Consider the following 20,713-nt stretch of genomic DNA (forward strand, 5'->3'; position numbering starts at 1 on the left):
AGCCGCCGGTGCCCGTGCGGAAACGATCGGGCAGGGATGCGGAACCGGCTCCGGGGCCGGACAGTGGCTGGAAGGCCCCGACGCGGGCCTTTATGATCGGCACACTTTCCGGGTGCGGAAAGACTTTTCCTGCACGACAGCGAGCGAGTGCACTGCGGGAGCGAGTGGTGAGCGGAACGTCCGAAGGGCCGACGCCCGCGACTGAGCTCAACCGGCCGGTCGTCACGGAGAGTGAGATCTTGGCGTCCCCTGGTGCCGGGCTCACCGAGCCTGCGGAGCCCGCAGCGCTCACCGAGCCCGCGGAGGCCGCAGAACTCACCGAGTCGGCGGAGCCCGCCGAGCACCCCGCCTCGCGCTCGCCCGCGCCCCCGTCCTACCGCTCCGTCTTCACCGCCGCCCCCCTCGCCATGGCCGTCGTCGACCGTGAGGGCACGGTCACCGGCGCCAACGCCGCCCTCGCCGACCTGCTGGGCCGCGACCAGGACACCCTCACCGGCGCTGTCGCCGCCGATCTGGTGGACCTCGCCTCCGACGCCCGCACCTGGCACGCCTACCGCGAGCTGCTGCGCGGCCGCCGCGCCCGGCTGCGCTGCACCCGCCGGCTGAAGCACCCCGAGGGACACGCCCTGTGGGTACGGGTCACGGTCGCCCCGCTGCCCTCCGACGGCGGCGGCGTCCTGCTGTCCGTCGCCGACATCAGCGACCACCGCGCCCTCCAGGCCCGGCTGAGGCACCTGCGCATGCACGACCCGGTGACCCGGCTGCCCAACCGCACCCTGTTCTTCGAACGCCTGACCAGCGCGTTGGAGGCGGACTCGTACGCGGAGAGCGGCACCGGCCGGATCGGGCTCTGCTACCTCGACCTGGACGGCTTCAAGGCCGTCAACGACACCCTCGGCCACCGCGTCGGCGACCAGCTCCTCGCCGCCGTCGCCGACCGGCTCACCCGGTGCGCGCAGGACGCGGGCCGCGCCCGCGCAGGCCTCCCGCTGGTCGCCCGGCTCGGCGGCGACGAGTTCGCCCTGCTCGTGGAGGACTCCACCGGCACCGACCAGCTCGCCGACCTCGCCGAGTCGCTGCTCGGCGCGATCCAGGAACCCTTCGACCTGTCCGGCCGCCGCCTGTCGGTGTCCGCGTCCATCGGCGTGGTCGAGCGGCACGCCGCCGGGACCACCCCCACCGCGCTGATGCAGGCCGCCGACACCACGCTGTACTGGGCGAAGGCCGACGGCAAGGCCCGCTGGACGCTGTTCGACCCGGAGCGCAACGCCTCCCGCGTGACCCGCCAGGCCCTCGCCTCCTCCCTCCGCCCGGCCATCGACCGCGGCGAGTTCGCGCTGGAGTACCAGCCGCTGGTGGGGATGGACGACGACCGCGTGCACGGGGTGGAGGCCCTGATCCGCTGGCACCACCCGCGCTTCGGCACCCTCACGCCGAATCGGTTCATCTCCCTCGCGGAGGAGGACGGTTCGATCGTGCCGCTCGGCCGCTGGGTGCTGCGCACCGCCTGCCGCCAGGCACGCGACTGGCAGACCCAGCACCCGGACGAGCCGCCGATCTTCGTCAGCGTCAACGTGGCGGTCCGTCAGGTCTGGGACTCCGACCTGGTCGCGGACGTCGCCGACACCCTGAAGGAGACCGGCCTGCCGCCGCACCTGCTCCAGCTGGAGCTGACCGAGTCCGCGGTGATGGGCTCCTCCGGCCGGCCGCTGCAGACCCTTGAGGCGCTCAGCGACATGGGCGTGCGCATCGCCATCGACGACTTCGGCACCGGCTACTCCAACCTCGCCTACCTCAGCAGGCTCCCGGTGTCGGTGCTGAAGCTCGACGGCTCCTTCGTGCGCGGCTTCCAGATCGAGGACCGCACGGCGAAGGCCAGCCCGGCGGACGAGGTCATCGTCGAGGCGATGGTGCAACTCGCCCACCGGCTGGGGCTGACCGTCACCGCGGAGTGCGTGGAGACCTCCGCGCAGGCCACCCGGCTGCGCCGGATCGGCTGCGACACCGGTCAGGGCTGGCTGTACTCACGTCCCGTCCCGCCCGACCGCATCTCCGAACTGCTCGGCGCACCCGGGGTTCAGGCGGGCGTCGGCAACCCGTAGGCGTCGGCGATCAGTTCGTACGACCGCACCCGAACGTCACCGCCGTGCGCGTTGGCGGTGATCATCAGCTCGTCGGCGCCGGTGCGCTTCTGCAGGTCGTCCAGGCCGGCCCGCACCTCGTCCGCCGTGCCGTGGATCACGTTGGCGTTCCAGGACTCCACGAACTCCCGCTCCATCGGGCTGAAGTCGTACGCCTCCGCCTCCTCGGGCGTGGGCACGAGCCCCGGGCGTCCGGTGCGCAGCCGCACCATGTTCAGCGCGGCGGCCAGCACCTGGCGGCGCGCCTCCTTCTCGTCGTCGGCGGCGAGCGCGGCGACCCCGATCAGCGCGTACGGCGCGTCCAGCACCTCGCTCGGCCGGAAGCTCTCCCGGTACAGGTCCAGCGCGGGAATGGTGTTCTGCGCGGAGAAGTGGTGGGCGAAGGCGAACGGCAGGCCGAGCACGCCGGCCAGCCGGGCGCTGAACCCGGAGGAGCCCAGCAGCCAGACCGGCGGCCGGTGCGGGGACTGCACGCCGCCGGGCGAGGTGGCCTGCACCGGGCCGGGCACGGCGTGGATCCGCCGGTAGGGGTGCCCGTCGGGGAAGTCGTCGTCCAGGAAGCGGGTCAGCTCGGCGAGCTGCTGCGGGAAGTCGTCGGCGCCCTCGTTCAGCCGGTCGGTGCGGCGCAGGGCGGCGGCGGTCGCGCCGTCGGTGCCGGGCGCCCGCCCGAGCCCCAGGTCGATCCGCCCCGGCGCCATGGCCTCCAGCGTGCCGAACTGCTCGGCGATCACGAGGGGCGCGTGGTTGGGCAGCATGACCCCGCCCGACCCGAGCCGGATCCGCTCCGTGTACGCGGCCAGGTGCGCGAGGATCACGGCGGGCGAGGAGGAGGCCACGCCCGGCATGGAGTGGTGCTCGGCCACCCAGTACCGGTGGTACCCGCGCGCCTCGCCGAGCTTCGCCAGCTCCACGCTGGTCCGCAGCGCGTCGGACGCGGTCCGCCCGGCCCCCACCGTGACCAGGTCGAGAACGGAGAGGGGCACGGGGGCGGTGCCGTGTGCGGTGCCCCTGATCTCGTCGTCTGCGGTCACGTGGGTGCCTCCTGTCGTACGTTCTCGCACTCGGTGCATGTGCGGTGGGGGAACAGGGGGTGGTCCCCCGGTTATTCCCCGGCCGAGGGTGTGCGCCGTACCTGTGTTCGACCGCTCACCCGCTGCGGTGAGACCCGATGCCGACCGGACGGTCACCGTCCAGGTCGATGGTCAGCGACGCGTCCGGTGCCTTGGCCAGGCGGGGGAGCAGTGGCCGAGCCGGCGCCGAGCCGCCGCCCTGTGGCACCTGTGCCTCCCCGCCGGAGCCACCGCAGCCACGGGACCTTGCCGTCGGCCGGAAGGCCGGTCGAGGAGAGTGCATCTGGCGCGAACCGGGACTGGCTGTGACATCGGGGAGCTGTGTGGAGCGGTCGGGTGAAGCTGCGGGGTGCGCGCCAGGCGTCTTCGCTCAGCGGGCCCGATGATGCGGTGTGCTGCTGACTCGGGCTGTGGCACACCCCACACCGGGCCATAGCGTGATCAAGCCTCACGCACCCCTTCCCAAACGTAACGATCATCACGCGCGCTACATGAGTCCGCGACGCCAATGTCCGTTTGCTGCCCGTTGACCTGACGTTCGGTGACGGGGTGGGGTACGGAAGGCAACTGTGTGGGCTCTGTGGGTGGGGTGTGGCGGGGATGTGGGGCCGAAGTCGAGGCAGCGTCAGGGTTGTTGGCGTCCTGCTGGGCGCAGTGTTGGCCGTCGGGTCGACCCCGGCGCTGACCGGTGAGGCCGTGGCCGATGCGCCGGATTCACCGGTTTCGCCGAAAAGCGCGGCGAAGGCTGCCGCCCATGGCGACGGTGGCCTCACGGAGGCCGAAGCGCTGGCCAAGGCCAAAAGAACGGGCGAACCCGTAGAGGTGGTGTCGCTGCGCGGGGAGGCGAGCGAGGTCTTCGCGACTCCGGACGGCCGCTTGCAGGCGCGTGAATACCTGCGTCCGGTCTGGACCCGCATCCGCGGCGGCTGGAAGCGGATCGACACCGGCCTGACGGCCACGAGCGAGGGCACCATCGCCCCCGAGACGTCGACGATAGATCTGGAGTTCTCCGGCGGGGGAGAGAGCCCGCTGGTGCGTATGAAGCGCGCCGGGCGTGAGCTGAGCCTGACCTGGCCGACGCCGCTGCCGAAGCCCGAGGTCGCGGGTCCGGTTGCCACGTACCTGTCGGTGCTGCCGGATGTCGATCTGCGGATGACGGCGCAGCAGGACGGGTTCACCCAGTTGCTGGTGGTCAAGTCGGCCGAGGCCGCCGCGAGTCCGGAACTCGCCCAGTTGCGGCTGGAGCTGGATACACGCGGTCTGTCGGTGGAGGAGACCGAAGAGGGGGGACTGCAGGCACTCGACAAGGGAGCCGAGTCACCGGTCTTCGAAGCTCCGCGGCCGATGATGTGGGACTCAAGTCCGGGAGAGAGCCCGGCGGGCGCGGAACCGGGCAAGGCAGCAGCAGGGGAGAAGACGGAAGGCAGGAGTGCGTCGGCCGACGCGGCAGCGGAGTCGGGCGATCAGCCGGGCGCGGGGGAGTCGGGCAAGCTCGCTCCCGTCGGGGTCGAGGTGGCGGAAGGGCAGGACGAACTGGTCCTGACGCCGGACGCGGACGTACTGAAGGGGGAGGACACCGAGTACCCGGTGTTCATCGACCCGCAGTGGTACACGCCCAAGGCCGCCGCATGGACGATGGTGTCCAAGTACTGGGCCGGTTCGCCGCAGTGGAAGTTCAACGGCGACTCCGACTCGGGCCTGGGCTACTGCGACTGGAACTACTGCAAGCCCCACGACACCAAACGCCTCTTCTACCGCATTCCCGTATCCAGGTTCGCGGGACGCAGCATCCTGTCGGCCGAGTTCGTCGTGCGCAACACCTGGTCGGCGTCGTGCTCCGACCGGGGCGTGCAACTGTGGCGCACGAAGGACATATCGTCGTCGACGACCTGGAACTCCCAGAACACCTCGGGCTTCTGGGTCGACCACCTCAAGACCGAGAGCTTCGCCTACGGATACGACGGGTGCGCCGCCAAGGACGCAGAGTTCGACGTGAAGTCCGCGGTGCAGCAAGCCGCGAACGGCAAGTGGTCGACGATGACCTTCGGTCTGCGGGCGTCGAGCGAGAGCGACGGGTACGGCTGGAAGCGGTTCTCGGACGATGCCTACCTCCGGGTCGAGTACAACCGCCCGCCGGCCCAGCTGAAGATGTCGCAGCTCACGATGACGTACGGCGGTACCTGCAAGACCCCGTCCTCCCTCGCCCGCGTCCGCACCCTCGGCACGATCCGCGCGAACAACGTCACCGATCCTGACGGGGACAACGTCGGTGTGCAGTTCCAGGCGAAGTGGGACGGAGGCTCGTGGAGTCCGACCCGCGCGGCGGGTAAGGCGTCGGGCTCGTCGTTCGCGATCTCCCTGCCGTCGTCGATCCCGAAGAACAAGACCGTCCGCTGGTACGCCAGGGTCTTCGACGGGGCGCAGTACTCACCGTGGTCACATGCCGGGGCCGCGTCGGCGTGCTACTTCGTCTACGACACCAGCGTGCCCCAGGCGCCGGCCGTGAGCTCGGGCGAGTACCCGGAGTCGGATCCGGCCAACCCCGAGGACCCCTGGTACGACGGGGTGGGCCAGTACGGGTCGTTCACCGTCGACGGGGTCGACTCGGACGTGACGACGTACTGGTACGGCATCAACGGGGACCCGACCTCGAAAAACAAGATCACCACCTCGGGCGGTGCCGCGCGGATCGCGAAGGTGCTGCCGGCCAGGCCCGGCGTGAACTTCTTCACGGCGCAGGCCTTCGACTCGGCCGGTAACGGCAGTGAGATCCGCACCTACCAGTACCGGGTGAAGGCCGGGCAGCCGGACCGGGCGACATGGCAGCTGGACGAGGGCGCGGGGGCGAGTCAGGCGAAGGGATCGACACCCCCGCGCACCCTGAAGCTGCTCGGTGGCACGACCGCCGAAGCCGAAGGCGCGGTCGGCACAGCGGTGCGGTTCAACGGCACGGACGGATATGCCGACACCGACCTCTCGCCGGTCAACACCACACAGGGCTTCACCGTCTCCGCGTGGGTCAACTTCGACCAGCAACCCACCCGCTCGATGGTGGTGGCGACCCAGCCCGGCAACATCATGGCCGGCTTCGAGCTCTATTACTCCCCGGTCCACGGCTGGGTGTTCAACCAGCATGCGTCGGACACCGCCGGTGCCGCATCGGTCATGGCGAAGGCCGCCACGCCCGCCCCGGTCACGGTGGGCGAGTGGACGCACGTCGCCGGGTCCTACGACGCGACACTGGACCGGCTGCGCCTGTACGTCGACGGTCGACTGGTCGGCGAGAAGTCCTGGTCGACTCCCTGGAACGCCCGCCGCGGTCTGAGGATCGGGGCCGGTTCCTACAGCGGAACGCCCGGCAACTTCTTCTCCGGCGCCATCGACGACGTGCAGGTCTTCAGCCGGCAGCTGGAGGACAGCGAGGTCACTCAGCTGCACGCGAAGCAGACCGTCGGCGACCCGGGCCCGCCCGCGATCGCGGTGTTCCCCATGGACGAGGCAGCCGGCGCGACGGAGATCGTCGGACACGGCGGAGTGATCCCGGCGACCTACCACGGAACGGTCACCACGGGCGTGCCGGGAGTCGCGGGCAAGGCCGCCCGCTTCGACGGCACCACCGGCTACGCGAAGGCCGGCGAAACGAGCGCCCCGCACGTGAACACCTTCCGCAGCTTCACCGTCTCGGCCTGGGCCAAACTGGACTCCCTGGCGGCCGAAAGCGGCGTGGTGGTGCTGCAGGCCGGCAAGGAACGGCCCGGGATGGAGCTGTACTACTCCGCCGCCGCCCAGCAGTGGGCCTTCGCCCAGTACACCGCGGACTCGGCGGACGCGGGCATCGCCCGTGTCACGCAGCCCGCCGGCGCAAAGGCCTACGCCGGGGAGTGGGCGCACCTGGTCGGCGTGCACGACACGGACGACAACACGCTCACCCTGTACGTGAACGGCACGAAGGCCGGCTCCGTCACCCAGAACAGCCCCTTCTACGCCGACAGATCGATGTACATCGGCGTCGGCGACTTCAGCGGAGCGAGGCAGTACTTCTTTCCCGGCGCCGTTGACGACGTACGGGTGATGGACCGGCCGGTCTCCGCCGAGGAGGTGCAGCAGATGTTCAAGCAGCGGCCGCTGGTCAAGGGCCGCTGGCTGCTGGACCAAGCCACCACGACCACCCCGGCCACCAGTCCCGACGCCTCGGTCGAGAACCGGGCACTGGTCCTGGGCGGCGGTGCGAAGACCGGCTTCGGCTGGGTTGACGACGGAGCCCTGGAACTGGACGGCATCGACGACCATGCCGCGACCGCCACGGCCGTCGTCGACACGAACGCCAGCTTCACGGTGATGGGCTGGGCCCAGGCCGCAGGCACGCCTGCCGACAGCGCGGCCGTCCTGAGTATGCCCGGCACGACCAACAGCGCTTTCGCGGTACGACATGTACCTGCGCCCGGGGATGAGGACGACGCCGGGCGTTGGGAGATCTCGATGCCGGACTCCGACTCGGCGGGCGCCACAGTCGCGCGAGTGGAGAACCACCGGTTCTACGACGCACGGGACTGGAACCATCTGGCGCTCGTGTACGACGGCTCCACCAAGGAAGTCCGGCTGTACGTGAACGGCGAGTTGGAAGAGGTCGCCTGTGCGGACGGGGACGGCGACGGCGAGTCCGACGACACCACCTGCGCCGACCGGATGTCGTGGGCCGAGAACGTGCTGTCGTACAAGGCCACGGGCGGACTGCAGATCGGCCGGGCCAGAACCTCCGGGGAGTGGGGCGAGTACTGGCCCGGATCCGTCGATGACGTGTGGGCTTTCCAGGGTGCGCTGAGCGAGTTGCAGGTCGCCCGCCTGTCGCTGGGCTGGCCGGGGATCCCCACCGAGGTACCCGGCGATGGCTGACCTGCCGTCGGCCTCCCGCATGTCTCACCCCGCCGTACCACCCGCGTATGACGAAGGACGAGGATGAACGGTAGATCCCGGACGCGAGTCCCTGCCCTGCGCCGCCGCATCGCTCTGGCCTCGGCCACGGTGATGATCGGTACCTTGCTCCAGGTGGCGGCCCAGCCCGCGTCGGTCGCGGCCGACCGCGGCACCGGCCGCCCCGACCTGCCCGCGTCGGAAAAACCGGTAGAGGTCTCGGCCGTCCCGGTGATCCCGCGTACCCCGACGAAGGGCCCGCGCACTCCCGCGAAGACCCCGCGGGCGGCCTGGCCGCTGGCAGGCGTGGCGACCATCGACCCGCCAGAGGACTCCTCGTCCGTCGTTCGAGTGAAGGGGCTGCCTCTGGCGGTCGGCGGCAAGCAGGCGCCCGAGAAGGTGCGGGCCCGGATGTTCGACCGGGAGACCGCCAGACGGGTCGGCGCCGACGGTCTGCTGTTCAGTCTGGAAGCCGACGAGCCGGACACCACCACGAAGCGGAAGGGGGCCGTCGTACGGGCTCGGCTCGACTATTCCTCCATCGCCGAGGCGTTCGGTGGCGGTTATGGCGACCGGCTGCGCCTGGTCGAGTTGCCGGCCTGCGCGCTCACCACCCCGGCCAAGGCCGCCTGCCGTGAGGCCACTCCCATCGAGGCGGTCAACGACACCGAGTCGGCGGCCCTCACCGCACCGAGCGTCCCGCTGAAGGCTTCCGGCGCCACCGTCCTTGCTGCCGTCGCCGACGACGCGAGCATGGGCGGCGACTACAAGGCCACCCCGTTGTCGTCGTCGGCGCAGTGGAGCACCAGCCTCAACACCGGCGACTTCTCGTGGTCGTACGCGATGAACGTGCCCGATGTGCCGGGCGGGTTGCTGCCGAGCGTAGGGATCTCGTACTCCTCCGGATCCGTCGACGGCCGTTCCGGCAACTCCAACAACCAGGGCTCCTGGGTCGGCGACGGCTTCGACATGTGGCCCGGCTCCATCGAGCGACGCTACAAGTCCTGCATGGACGACGGGGTCAAGCACGCCGACGGTGGGAAGCCGGCCGATCTGTGCTGGGCGTACGACAACGCGTTCATCTCCTTCAACGGCAAGGGGGGCGAGTTGGTGCCGGACGGCACCGACGCCTTCCGGCTGCGCGACGACGACGGCACCAAGATCCAACGGATGCGCGGCTCCTCCTCCGACGTGCGAGCCAACGGCGCGCGGAACGACGAGTACTGGAAAGTCACCACTCCGGACGGAGTGCAGTACTACTTCGGCTACAACCGGCTGCCCGGCTGGACCGACGGCAAGGAGACCACCAACTCCACTTGGACCGCCCCGGTTTTCGGCGATGACGCCAACGAACCGTGCCATGCTTCGTCGTTCGCCGACTCCTGGTGCCAGCAGGGCTGGCGGTGGAACCTCGACTACGTCGTCGACCCGCACGGCAACGCGATCGCGTACTACTACGACAAGGAGTGGAACTCCTACGGTCGCAACCTGGACGAGAAGGCCAACACGCGATACGTGCGAGGCGGCAGCCTCGACCGGATCGAGTACGGTCTGCGCTCCTCCGCCATGTACGCGCAGCCCCTGGCAAAGGTCGACTTCACCAGCGGTAAACGCTGCCTGCCCGACGGGAACACCACCTGCGGCGACATCGACGAGGACGCCTCTTACTGGTACGACACCCCGTGGGACCTGAACTGCGACGAAGGCGCCACCTGTGATCAGGGCCGACTCGCCCCGGTGTTCTTCACCCAAAAGCGGCTGTCCTCTGTCGCCACCCAGGTGCTGAAGTCCGGTGCCTACACGAACGTCGACTCCTGGGAGCTCGTTCACCGCTGGGGTATGGCCGACACCGATTACCAACTGCTGCTGCACTCCGTGCAGCGCACCGGGCACAGCGCCACTCCGGCGATCACTCTCCCGAAGACCACGTTCGGGTACATCCAGCGAGCCAACCGGCTCGACAAGACCGGTGACGGATATGCGCCGTTCATCAAGGCACGACTGAGCAGCGTCGCCGACGAGGCGGGCGGCCAGATCGACGTCGGCTATTCGGCGCCGGTCTGCGACGCGGGGTCCCTGCCCACTCCGCAGACCAACACCACCCGTTGCTTCCCGCAGTACATCGGCGGCAGCTCCTCCGACGATCCGGACCTGCACTGGTTCAACAAGTACGTCGTCTCCACCGTCACTCTCACCGACCGCACCGGCGGCGCACCGGACCAGGTCACTTCGTACGAGTACCTGGATGGCGCCGCCTGGCACTACGACGACGATGACGGGCTGACCGAGGAGAAGGAGAAGACCTGGTCCCAGTGGCGCGGTTACGGCCACGTCCGGGTGAAGACGGGTGGGCCGGGTGGCGCGGCAGCGATGAAATCACAGGCCGACACCTACTTCCTGCGCGGCATGGACGGCGACCGCCTCGCGCCCAGCGGCGGCACCAAGTCGGTCGACGTCACTCTCGGCAACGGTGAAGGCGGCTCGATCACCGACCACGAGTCGGCCGCAGGATTCGCCTACAAGACCGTGCAGTACTCCGGCCCCGGCGGCCGGGTACTGAGCAAGGCCGTGAACCGGCCCTGGCACCATGAGACCGCGAAGCGAACCCGCTCCTGGGGCACGGTGACAGCCAACCTCACCGGCACCGCCCAGGTCCGCTCATGGACCTCGCTGGACGACGGCGCGGGCGTCAAGTGGCGTACGACCACGGTGAACAACTCCTTCGACACCGCTGCGGGCCGCATCACCCGTATCGACGACCGCGGCGATGATGCCACCACTGCCGACGACCGGTGCACCCGTACGACCTATCCGGCGGCCGGCGCGATCCTCACTCTGCCCGCTCGCGCGGAGACCGTCGCCATGAACTGCGCCGGGACGCCCGACCGCGCCAAGGACGTCATCTCCGACCTGCGCACCGCTTATGACGGCCGGGCCTACGACGCCGCGCCGACCAAGGGCGACGCAACGGCGACCGCTGTCCTCAAGTCCCACGACGGCACAACGGCCACCTACACGGAGAGCGGTGCGACCTATGACGCCTACGGCCGCAAGCTCACCAGCACCGACCTCACCGGCACTCTCACCGTCGTCTCCGGCACCCTGACCCGCGCCGCGCGCACAGATGGCCTGACGACGACCACTGCCTACACCCCGTCGACCGGCTTCCCCACCTCCGCGAAGGTCACCACGCCTCCTGCGACGTCTGGTGACAGCAGCACTGCGCTGTCCACGACCACGACGAACGACCCGGCACGCGGAGTGCCGCTGACTCAGACCGACAGCAACGACAGGGTCACCAACTTCGCCTACGACGCGCTCGGCCGTACCACCAAGGTCTGGCTCGCCGACCGGCGTAAGAGTGACATCCCCACCTACGAGTACACGTACAAGGTCACCGGGGACGACCCGATCGCGGTCGGTACCAAAGTCATCGGCAACGACAATTCCCAGATCGCCTCGTACGTGCTCTACGACGGTTTCCTGCGACCTCGCCAGTCCCAGTCCCCGGGCCCCAAGGGCGGACGGCTGCTCACCGACACCTTCTACGACGAACGCGGCTTGACGGTAACGGAATTTCTGCCCTATTACGCTGCCTCCGCGCCCTCCACATCGCTGGTTGAACCAAAGGACGCGCTCGGTGTGGAGACCCAGAACCGTTATACCCACGACGGCCTCGGCCGGCAGATCGAGCACCGGCAGATCTCCGGCAACGGAGACGGCGGCAAGCTCCTCAACACCACCCGCACGCTCCACGGCGGCGACCGCACCACCGTGATCCCACCCGAGGGCGGCACCGCCACCACCACCCTCACCGATGCCCGCGGGCAGACCACCGAACTGCGCCAGCACCACCAGCGCATCCCGGAGGCCTCGTACGACACCACCGAGTACGCCTTCACTCCGGCAGGCCACCTCTCCAAGGTGACTGATCCGGCAGGCAACGAGTGGGACTTCGCGTACGACCTGCTCGGCCAGATGACGCGGTCCGACGACCCGGACAAGGGCACCACTCGCTACCACTACGACGACCGGGGCCGGCTCACCTCCACGGTCGACGCCCGCGACACCACGCTCGTCAATGTCTACGACGGCCTCGGCCGCAAGACCGAACTGCGCTCCGGTTCCGTCACGGGCCCGCTGCGCGCCAAGTGGACCTACGACACGCTCAGCAGAGCCAAGGGATACCTCGCAAAGACCACCCGTTACGCCGACGACGGACTGGCCTACACATCCGAGGTGGTTGCCCGTGACGGGCTCTACCGGCCGCTGCGCACCTCGGTGACGATCCCGGAGTCCGAGGCCAACACCGGTTTGGCCGGCACGTACCTCTCGGGCGCCTCATACAAGTCGTCCGGTCTGATCTCCAGTGTGGGGCTGCCCAAGGCAGGCTCCCTGGCCGCGTCGACGATGGCTTACGCCTACGAGGACGACACGCTGCGGCCCATCGCCGTGGAAGGCCCCGTGGGCATCAAGGCCACCACGTCGTACAGCTCGACCGGCAAACCTTTGCAGTACGAACTGTCCGACTCGGACAGCAAGAAATCCTGGGTCACCAATGAGTACGAGCGAGGTACTCAGCGGCTGGCGTCCACCCGCGTCGACCGCCAGGACGTCCCGGGCGTCGACCAAGCCTCCACCTTCCGTTATGACGAGGCCGGCAACGTCCTCTCCGTCTCGGACACCTCCCGCTCCGGCACGGACACCCAGTGCTTCACCTACGACCACCTGCGCCGTCTGACAGAAGCCTGGACCCAGTCCACCACCGCCTGCGCGAGCGCGCCCGGAGCCCCGGTGCTCGGCGGCCCAGCCCCGTACTGGACCTCCTACGGTTACGACAAGACCGGCAACCGCAGCACCGAGGTCCAGCACGACATCACCGGTGACACCACGAAGGACGTCACCAGCACGTACGACTACCCGGATCCGGGTGCGGCCTCGGTCCGTCCGCACGGCCTGAAGGCGGTCACCCGCGTGGGGGCCGGCGTGACGTCCGGCGACTCCTACACCTACGACGCCATCGGCAACACTGACACCCGCACCCTGGGGGACGGCACCACACAGGATCTGGAGTGGGACGCCGAAGGCAAGCTCGCCAAGGTCACCGAACCCGTCGAAGGAGGCTCACCCAAGGTCACCGAGTACGTCTACGACGTCGACGGCAACCGTCTGATCGCCCGGACTCCCACCGAGACCACGCTCTACCTCGGAAACACCGAGATCACGGTCGCCAAGGGCAGCAGTACACCCCGCGGCACCCGTTACATCGACCTCGGCGGAGGACACACAGCCGTCCAAGAGGACGACGGCACGGTTTCCTTCACCACGGCGGACCACCACGGCACAGCCCTGCTCGCCATCGAGGCGACCACCCAGAAGCTGACCCAGCGCCGCACTCTTCCCTTCGGCGGAATCCGGGGTGAGGAACCGGTCGACTGGCCAGGTACCAAGGGCTTCGTCGGCGGCACACAGGACATCTCCACCGGCCTGACGCACCTGGGCGCCCGTGAGTACGACCCGTCCACGGGCCGCTTCCTCTCGGTCGACCCGATCATGGACCTGACCGACCCGCAGCAGATCAACGGCTATACGTACAGCAACAACAACCCGCTCACCTTCTCCGACCCGTCGGGTCTGTACTGCGACGGATGCAGCGTCAACAATCCGGACTCCGTCTGGCACCCGAGCAAGGGCAACGGACCGGGCTGCACGCACTACACCTGTTATGACCAGGACGGCAACGACCTGGCGGGCGGGTCCGGCGGAGGCGGGGAGTCCACCAGCTCGCCGGCGGTGACGATCAACGTCACCGAGAAGAACGGCGCGGTCTTCATCGAGAACATCCAAGTACCGGCCGCGCGGGAGCTGGCGGCAAGGTTCCCGCAGTATGAGGAAAGGGAGCAACAACTCAAAGCCTGGGCGGATCTCAAGTGCTTCGACCCGGACACCTCACCGGAGGCGTTCTGCAACGCGGCCGAGTCCCTCGGCCTCGTCAACCGTGACAGGACTCCCTTTTCCAAGTTTGTCGTGGCGCTGGTGGCTCCCGATTTCGACGCGTGGAAGAGCTGTATCGGCGGCGAAAGCATCAAGAGTTGCGGTCGGGCTGCGCTGGATCTGCCCTGGGGGCGGGTGTTCAAGGGCGCGAAGCTTTTGAAGTGTTCCGCGAACAGCTTCACCTCCGGTACCGAAGTCCTGATGGCGGACGGCAGCAGGAAACAAATCGAGGACGTTGAAATCGGTGACCAGGTCCTGGCGACGGATCCGGTGACGGGGAAGACCGAGGTGAAGACGGTCACCGCCGAGATCACCGGCGAGGGCCCGAAGAACTTGGTGACGCTCTCCATCTCCGTGGACGGGGAGGAGGTGAGGGTCACCGCGACGGACGGCCACCCGTTCTGGGTGCCTGGCCTCGACGAGTGGATTGACGCCGGTCGGCTGACCGTCGGCCAAGAACTGCACACGGTCAGCAGAAAGACCGTGCGCATCACTGGCATCGCCCTGACGCAACGTCCGGCCGTCGTCCACAACCTGACTGTCACCGACCTGCACACGTACTATGTGCTGGCGGGCAAGACGCCGGTACTCGTTCACAACAGCAACTGCGACATCCTGCCAACGCCAAGCGTCTCTGATTCCAAGCTTCAGAACTTGGTTGACGATCTCTATAAGGGGACGACTAATACGGCCCGAACTGGAGATGGTACGACGATGTCGGCGATTCGCGAGGAGCTCAGCTCAGGTCAACTCGTACATGGCCGCAACCATGTAGCCAAGGGGAACCAGTACGCCAAGGCGCTGAATAAGTGGATTTCAAGGAATCACAGAGACGGCGACCCGCACGACTTGATCGTGGCGAGAAGCCTACTTGCCGACCTCAAGTCGGCCCTCGCAGGGAATTGACGGAGATGAACGAAGATCAGTTCTTTCATGGCCTCCTTCAGAACTTTCCACAGCTTGAGAGCTTGCATGCCGAGCATGTGGAGTTCTACGAAGAGTTCCTCTCCCACGTTTTCCTGGCAGACGTCGTCCGATGGGCGGTAGGTTTGTTCAGTGAGGCTGGCCAGAGTTCGACCGAGGAAGCCACCGGGATTCGGTTGATCGATTTCATCGAGGATGCGTACGTGCATGGCGATTGCGCAGTCAGGGAATTGGTCAGGGTTTCGTTTGTTGAAAACCTGCCTTACTCTGGTCAAGAGGGGTTCCGCATTCGTGAACACCTGACGGGGAATCTCCGTAAGATGTTTACGGAGCGTTAAACTCTGCGAATGCTGAGTCACAAGACGTGGTTGCTCAAAGCGATTTCATTGAGCTTCTTCGAGGTGGCCACCGATCAGGTGACGGCCCGCGAGCCGCAACGAGCGAGGCCCCCAGGCAGTTGATCGAGATGTCTGACGTCTCAACCACACTGCTCGGGGGCCTCGTTGGTCATCTATCCTGCCGCACTCGACCTGCCCCACGCCCTGGTCGAGTGGGTCACCATGCTCATCGTCACCCGTGAGGGCGACCGGCGCTGCAAGCTCCGCCCGTCTCAGCGCGCGATGGTGGCACTGGTGTACCTGCGCGAACACGTCACCCTGGCGAAGATCGCTGCCGGGTTCGGGATCAGCGAGTCCACCGCCCACGCCTACACCAGCACAGTCATCCACCTGCTCGCCGAACGCGCGCCGGGCCTGCTGAAGGTCCTGCGCGAGGCCGGCCCCGACTTCGTCCTGCTGGACGGCACCCTCGCCGAGTGCGACCGGGTCGGCGACTCACGCGCGGACTACTCCCACAAGCACCGCCGGCACGGGGTAAACGTGCAGGTGGTCACCGATCCGGGCGGCCGGCTGCTGTGGCTCTCACCCGCGCTGCCGGGCCGAGCGCACGACCTGACCGCCGCCCGCACCCACCGGATCATCCGCATCTGCGAGCGCCAGGGTGTCGCCCTCCTGGCCGATCTCGCCTACCAGGGCGGCGGCCCCTGGCTGACCACGGGCATCAAACGCAAACCGCTGCAGGAACTCACCCCCACCGAGAAGACCGTCAACCGGGCCCTGGCCGCAACGCGGGCACCGGTCGAACGCGGCGTCGCCCGCCTGAAGTCCTGGCGCATCTTCCGCAGGTCCCGGTGCAGCCCCAACCGCATGACGTCAATCGCCAAAGCCGTCCTCACCCTGGAGCGGCAGCGCTGAAGAAGCTCATTGCACTCAAGTCAGATAGCCTCAGCAAAGATGAAGCCCCGCCAGGTGCGTCCTGGCGGGGCTTCTGAGTGGGGTGACGGCAGTAGTTGACGGCAACGTCAGCGGACGAGGGCGGCGCAGGGTGGCGGCTCGTCGCCGTCGGAGCTGACCGTCTTGGTGGTCTCCGGGCTGCCGAGTGCGGTGCTGAGGGTGTCGATGGCGTCTCGCTGGAGGCGGAGTCGGACGTGCGCGTAGACGGTGGCGGTGACGCCGATGTGGGCGTGGCCGAGAAGTTCCTTGATCACGACCAGCTCAACCCCCTGCTCCAGGAGCAAGGTGGCGGTCGAGCGACTCCTGACGGCAGTAGCGACGGCAACACCCACGGATCTCCCCGCACAACCACGGACACCAGCGGAGCGCAAAACCCGCGCTGACCAGCGAAGAACCAGGTAGAGGGGGACCACGTAGCACACGTACTATGTGCTGGCGGGGGCTACGCCGGTACTCGTTCACAATGCAACGCCAGGTCAGAAGTGCGATCTGACGCTGGGTGCTGGTCCGAATGCCCGAGAGGGAGTAGGGCTGGAGAACGGCGACATTGAAGCAGATGGCGTTCGAGACCTGATCAACGAAGCCGGAAAAAAGTACGGCTGCCACACTTGCGATGCCACGACCCCCGGTACCAAGGACGGGGACTGGATTCCAGATCACCAGCCGCCGTCTAGTCTCGTCGCTCCAGGATCTCCTCAGACGGCGTATCCTCACTGTCTGCCCTGTGCTAGGCGGCAGGGTGGGGTGGTCTCGCAACTTTCACAAGGAAAGAGTAAGAAGGAATGGTAGCTAATAGCCCTGTGGTTGCATTCCTGGCGAAAATCGATCACGGCTGCCTGATCTTGCGGGACGCGGGAAGTGACGACGACGTCAGCGACTGGGACCCGACGTCAAGCAGTTGGTATCGAGAGGGTAGTTCACTCATCTTCGGCGTCCAGGCCAGTGTCGACGGTCCTGTCGAATGCGAGGTATGGAAGTCGACTCCACCTGCGGTGCTTCCTGCGAACCTCTTTGAGGTGCCACTCCCGTGTCCATCCGGGTGGCTCGTATTGCACGACCCAAACGAATACGCCCGAATGCAATTCGCGGGGTTCCGTGGCTCTGTGATCTGTTCGGTAATGGTGGATGATCCGCAATTTCCGTCAAAGGTTCAGATCTTGCTGAGGGGGGAAGGCAAGTAGCTCCTTGACGCCCGCAGGAACAGGCGAGGCTCTATTCGGGGGCCTCGCCTGTTTCTCGCACGAGGCGTGAGGGCGTTGCTCCGCCGGAGGGTGTCGACCTTCCCGCGCAATTCCGAACTGCAAAGTGAAGCCCCGTCAGGTGGGCCCTGGCGGGGCTTCTGCAGGGGTGACGGCAGTAGTTGACGGCAACGTCAGCGGACGGCTGCGACGCAGGGTGGCGGTTCATCGCCGTCGCCGTTGGCCGTCCCGGTGATCGCCGGGTCGTTGAGCGCGGTGCTGAGGGTGTCGATGGCCTGGCGCTGGAGGCGGAGCCTCACGTGGGCGTAGACAGTGGCGGTGACGCCTATGTGGGCGTGGCCGAGGAGTTCCTTGATCACGACGAGCTCGACGCCCTGTTCCAGGAGCAGGGTGGCGGTCGAGTGCCTGAGGTCGTGGAAGCGGATGCGGCGGAGGCCGGCCTTGCGGAGGAGCGTGGCGAAGGCACGGGTGAGGTTGGTCGGGTCGATGGGTCGGCCCTGCGCTGTGGTGAACACGTGTTCGCTGGGCTGCCACGAGGCGTCTGCGGCCTCCCGCTCTCGCTGCTGCTGTTCGTGGTGAAGCTTCAGCGAGTGGAGGCAACGGCTGGGAAGGGCGATACGGCGCTCGGAGGCCCGGGTCTTGGTGGGCAGCGTGATGAGCCCGCCTGCGGCGGTGCGCTGCAAGGTTCGGCTGATCGCGGCGGTGGCCGCGTCGAGGTTGAGGTCTTCCCAGGTCAGGCCGAGGAGTTCGCCCTTGCGGAGTCCGGTGTGGAGGGCGAGTTCGAACAGCGCGTGCAACCGATGTCCGCGCGTGGCCGCGAGGAACTGGCGGGCTTCGTCGGCGGTGAGAGGTTCGAAGCGTCGGGGCCGTGGGGTGCCGGTACGGACGTTGCGGGCGACGTTGCGCGGGATTTCTTCCTCGCGGGCGGCGTGCTCCAGGGCGGACTTGAGCACGGAATGGATGTAGGCGAGCGTCAGCGGGGAGAGCACCTTGTGGCAGCACTGGCCGGCGGCACAGCAGCGGGGCTGGTCGCGTCGGGCGTCGATGCCGCGCGCACAGCACTGGCAGATGGTGCGGAGCTGGTCGAGCCAGGTCCGGACATCCCTGGCGGTGAGCCTGGTGAGCTTCTTCTTGCCGAGGCCGGGGATCAGGTAGCGGTTGACGCAGGCGGTGTAGCGGGTGTGGGTGTTCTCGCGGAGCTGGTGGACGGCGACGTTCTCCAGCCAGTACGTCAGGTACGCGGCCAGACTGCCCTGCGCGGACGGGACCGGCAGGCCGCGGTTGCTGGCGGCGATCTTCTCGGTGAGTTTGGCCAGGGCTTCCTTGCGGGTGGCGCCGTAGACGCGGACACGCTTGCTGGTGTTGCCGGGGGCGAGGACGTATCCGGCGGCTTCCCAGCGGCCGTCCTTGCGCTGGTAGACCGTTCCGTCACCGTTGGCGCGGGTACGGCGGGAGGCGGGGATGTCGCGGGGCGTGGTCATCAGGCGGCGGCTTCCTGTTCGAGGCGGGTGCGGATGAAGTCGGCGAGCGCGTGGGCGGGGATGCGGCGGGCCCGGCCGAGGGTGATGGAGGCCAGCTGGCGGGTGCGGAGCAGGTCGTAGACGGCGGAGCGGCCGAGCTGGAGGCGGGCCATGACCTGCGGCACCGTCAGCAGTTCCTCCGGCGCACTCAGTTCCTGGTGGGATGCGGTGGGTGCATGCGCGGTCATCAGCAGCCCCCTTCCGCGATGAACTGCCGGGCGAGTTCTCTGCGGTGCCAGACGGCGGCGGCGAGGAGTGCGGCGCCGGGGCTGTAGCCCGAACCGAGGTAGGCCCAGTGGCCGACGACGAGGGTGGTGTCCGGGTCGGGCTCGTGCAGGCCGGCGTGGGCGCGGGCCTGTTCGGTGCGCCAGGCGCGGCGGGCGTCGCGCAGCGCGCCCAAGGTGGTCGAGTAGGAGCGGGACTTGGTGGAGAAGTGGCCCCGGAAGCCGAGCATGTGCGCCCACTTCCAGAGCTTGAGGTGAGCGAACTCGGTCAGCCTGCCGAGCTCCCAGCAGGTGCGGATCATCTGCCGGACGTGGCGGGCGACGGCGAGTCGGGGCAGGGGCCGGGACTGTCCGGTGCCGTCGCAGGCGGTGCAGGGGAGCGGGGTTCCGTGGGGCAGGAGGGTGGCGCCGCGTCCCTGGCAGGGGCGGCAGAACAGGGCGCGGTCGAGGGTGCCGGAGGCGTCGGCGGACTTGGTGGCGTACTTGGCGACATAGGCGGCCACGGCCTGATCGGTGAGTTCGGTGTCGGTGCCGAAGGCGGCGATTTCGCGTACGTCGAGCTGTTCGCCCCAGGCGAGTTCGCGCTCCCCGATCGCGTCCGACTCGACCGTGACGCGGACCCGCGAGGCGGCGGCCCGGATGGCGTCGGCGAGGACGCCGAGGGTGGCGCAGGGCGGTGGAGGCTGGGTGCTGCCGTCGGGGCCGTCGAGGCGGATGACCGCGTGGAAGTGGACCAGGCCGCGTTTCTGATACTCGGCGACCTTGGCGAACGAGACGCGCAGCACCTCGCTGGCGGCCTTCTGGGTCATGCTGAGTCGGGCGGCGATCTCCCGGCGCAGGTAGGTGGTGAATCGGGCCCACAGGGCTCCGGCGTGGGCGTTGAAAAGGACCGCGCCCGCGTAGTCGTACGTCGCCGGATTGAGCGGCGTACCCAGCAGCGGGTCCGTGGGTTCGTGGAGGGTTCCGCAGCGGCAGGGCCGGGCGTCGGGGCGGTTGTGGACGGGGCCGAAGGAGGGGGCGGTGAGGGTGGCGAAGACGCGGGGGTGTGTGCGGACGGCCTCGGGGACGGTCTTGCCGCCGGAGAGGCCGGCGCGGATGAGGTGGTAGGTGTCGGCGGCGTAGAGGCGGGAGCAGGCCGGGCAGCGTGAGGCACGGCGGTTGCCGCACGTGGTCAGCAGGCTGCCGGTGGGCTCGGTGTCGGTGGTGTAGGAGCGCAGCACCTCACCGGTCATGGTGTCGACGGTCGTGCTCTGGCCGGTCAGGTGGACGGGTTCGGTGCAGCCGCCGAGGCGTTCGATCTGCTGCTGTGCGCGGTCGAAGTCGGGGTGGTTGACCAGGTTCAGCAGGTCCCGCACGGCGGGGCTTGCCACGTGGCGCAGGTCCAGGGTGACCATTCGGGGCGTGTCCCTTCTGTCGGGTGGGTGGCCCCGAGCAGCAA

The 20,713-nt window shown here is 68.4% G+C and carries 9 protein-coding genes and 1 pseudogene; 5 read left to right on the forward strand and 5 right to left on the reverse strand.

The features are described from left to right. The first annotated feature begins 167 nt into the window (after positions 1 to 167). Positions 168 to 2,102, forward strand: a complete 1,935-nt coding sequence (locus C1708_RS20675) for a putative bifunctional diguanylate cyclase/phosphodiesterase (RefSeq protein WP_106414075.1) — start codon at positions 168 to 170, stop codon at positions 2,100 to 2,102. On the opposite strand, the gene C1708_RS20680 is transcribed toward C1708_RS20675, so the two are convergent. Next, positions 2,078 to 3,211 carry an LLM class flavin-dependent oxidoreductase gene (locus tag C1708_RS20680; protein ID WP_106414076.1) on the reverse strand — a complete coding sequence of 378 codons (1,134 nt, stop codon included), beginning with the start codon at positions 3,209 to 3,211 and terminating at the stop codon, positions 2,078 to 2,080. The genes C1708_RS20675 and C1708_RS20680 overlap by 25 nt on opposite strands. Positions 3,212 to 3,811: 600 nt before the next feature. Here C1708_RS20680 and C1708_RS20690 point away from each other — a divergent pair. The 4 genes from C1708_RS20690 (at position 3,812) to C1708_RS20705 (ending at position 16,293) form a co-directional block, all read left to right on the forward strand. Continuing rightward, positions 3,812 to 8,104, forward strand: a complete 4,293-nt coding sequence (locus tag C1708_RS20690) for a LamG-like jellyroll fold domain-containing protein (RefSeq protein ID WP_241911295.1) — start codon at positions 3,812 to 3,814, stop codon at positions 8,102 to 8,104. Between the two features lie 63 nt (positions 8,105 to 8,167). Then, complete coding sequence (locus tag C1708_RS20695; protein ID WP_241911296.1) at positions 8,168 to 15,022, forward strand: polymorphic toxin-type HINT domain-containing protein; 6,855 nt, start codon at positions 8,168 to 8,170, stop codon at positions 15,020 to 15,022. A gap of 5 nt (positions 15,023 to 15,027) precedes the next feature. Beyond that, positions 15,028 to 15,378 carry a DUF7674 family protein gene (locus C1708_RS20700; protein WP_106414077.1) on the forward strand — a complete coding sequence of 117 codons (351 nt, stop codon included), beginning with the start codon at positions 15,028 to 15,030 and terminating at the stop codon, positions 15,376 to 15,378. Positions 15,379 to 15,543: 165 nt separating this feature from the next. Then, positions 15,544 to 16,293, forward strand: a complete 750-nt coding sequence (locus C1708_RS20705; protein WP_106414078.1) for a transposase family protein — start codon at positions 15,544 to 15,546, stop codon at positions 16,291 to 16,293. Positions 16,294 to 16,400: 107 nt separating this feature from the next. On the opposite strand, the pseudogene C1708_RS20710 reads toward C1708_RS20705, so the two are convergent. The 4 genes and pseudogenes from C1708_RS20710 to C1708_RS20725 all read right to left on the reverse strand — a co-directional run. Next, positions 16,401 to 16,628 (reverse strand): annotated as a pseudogene (locus tag C1708_RS20710) (site-specific integrase); the annotation flags it as partial. A gap of 1,076 nt (positions 16,629 to 17,704) precedes the next feature. After that, a complete protein-coding gene (locus C1708_RS20715) occupies positions 17,705 to 19,012 on the reverse strand; it encodes a tyrosine-type recombinase/integrase (protein WP_106414079.1) in 1,308 nt (435 codons plus the stop codon). Next, the gene (locus C1708_RS20720) at positions 19,012 to 19,239 is read right to left on the reverse strand and encodes a helix-turn-helix domain-containing protein (RefSeq protein ID WP_198602549.1); all 228 of its coding nucleotides are present in this window, start codon (positions 19,237 to 19,239) and stop codon (positions 19,012 to 19,014) included. Before C1708_RS20720 ends, C1708_RS20715 begins: the two co-directional genes overlap by 1 nt. Next, entirely contained in the window at positions 19,239 to 20,669 is a 1,431-nt protein-coding gene (locus C1708_RS20725; protein ID WP_106414080.1) for a replication initiator, read from the reverse strand. Before C1708_RS20725 ends, C1708_RS20720 begins: the two co-directional genes overlap by 1 nt. Between the last annotated feature and the right edge of the window lie 44 nt (positions 20,670 to 20,713).

The sequence above is a fragment of the Streptomyces sp. DH-12 genome (assembly GCF_002899455.1).
In the GTDB taxonomy this organism is placed as follows: Bacteria; Actinomycetota; Actinomycetes; order Streptomycetales; family Streptomycetaceae; genus Streptomyces.

What these genes read in the sequence shown, in the direction of transcription:
- C1708_RS20680 (WP_106414076.1), bottom strand. Translation starts at nt 3,211, where the DNA reads ATGCACCGAGTGCGAGAACGTACGACAGGAGGCACCCACGTGACCGCA.
- C1708_RS20690 (WP_241911295.1), top strand. Translation starts at nt 3,812, where the DNA reads ATGTGGGGCCGAAGTCGAGGCAGCGTCAGGGTTGTTGGCGTCCTGCTG.
- C1708_RS20695 (WP_241911296.1), top strand. Translation starts at nt 8,168, where the DNA reads ATGAACGGTAGATCCCGGACGCGAGTCCCTGCCCTGCGCCGCCGCATC.
- C1708_RS20700 (WP_106414077.1), top strand. Translation starts at nt 15,028, where the DNA reads ATGAACGAAGATCAGTTCTTTCATGGCCTCCTTCAGAACTTTCCACAG.
- C1708_RS20715 (WP_106414079.1), bottom strand. Translation starts at nt 19,012, where the DNA reads ATGACCACGCCCCGCGACATCCCCGCCTCCCGCCGTACCCGCGCCAAC.
- C1708_RS20720 (WP_198602549.1), bottom strand. Translation starts at nt 19,239, where the DNA reads ATGACCGCGCATGCACCCACCGCATCCCACCAGGAACTGAGTGCGCCG.
- C1708_RS20725 (WP_106414080.1), bottom strand. Translation starts at nt 20,669, where the DNA reads ATGGTCACCCTGGACCTGCGCCACGTGGCAAGCCCCGCCGTGCGGGAC.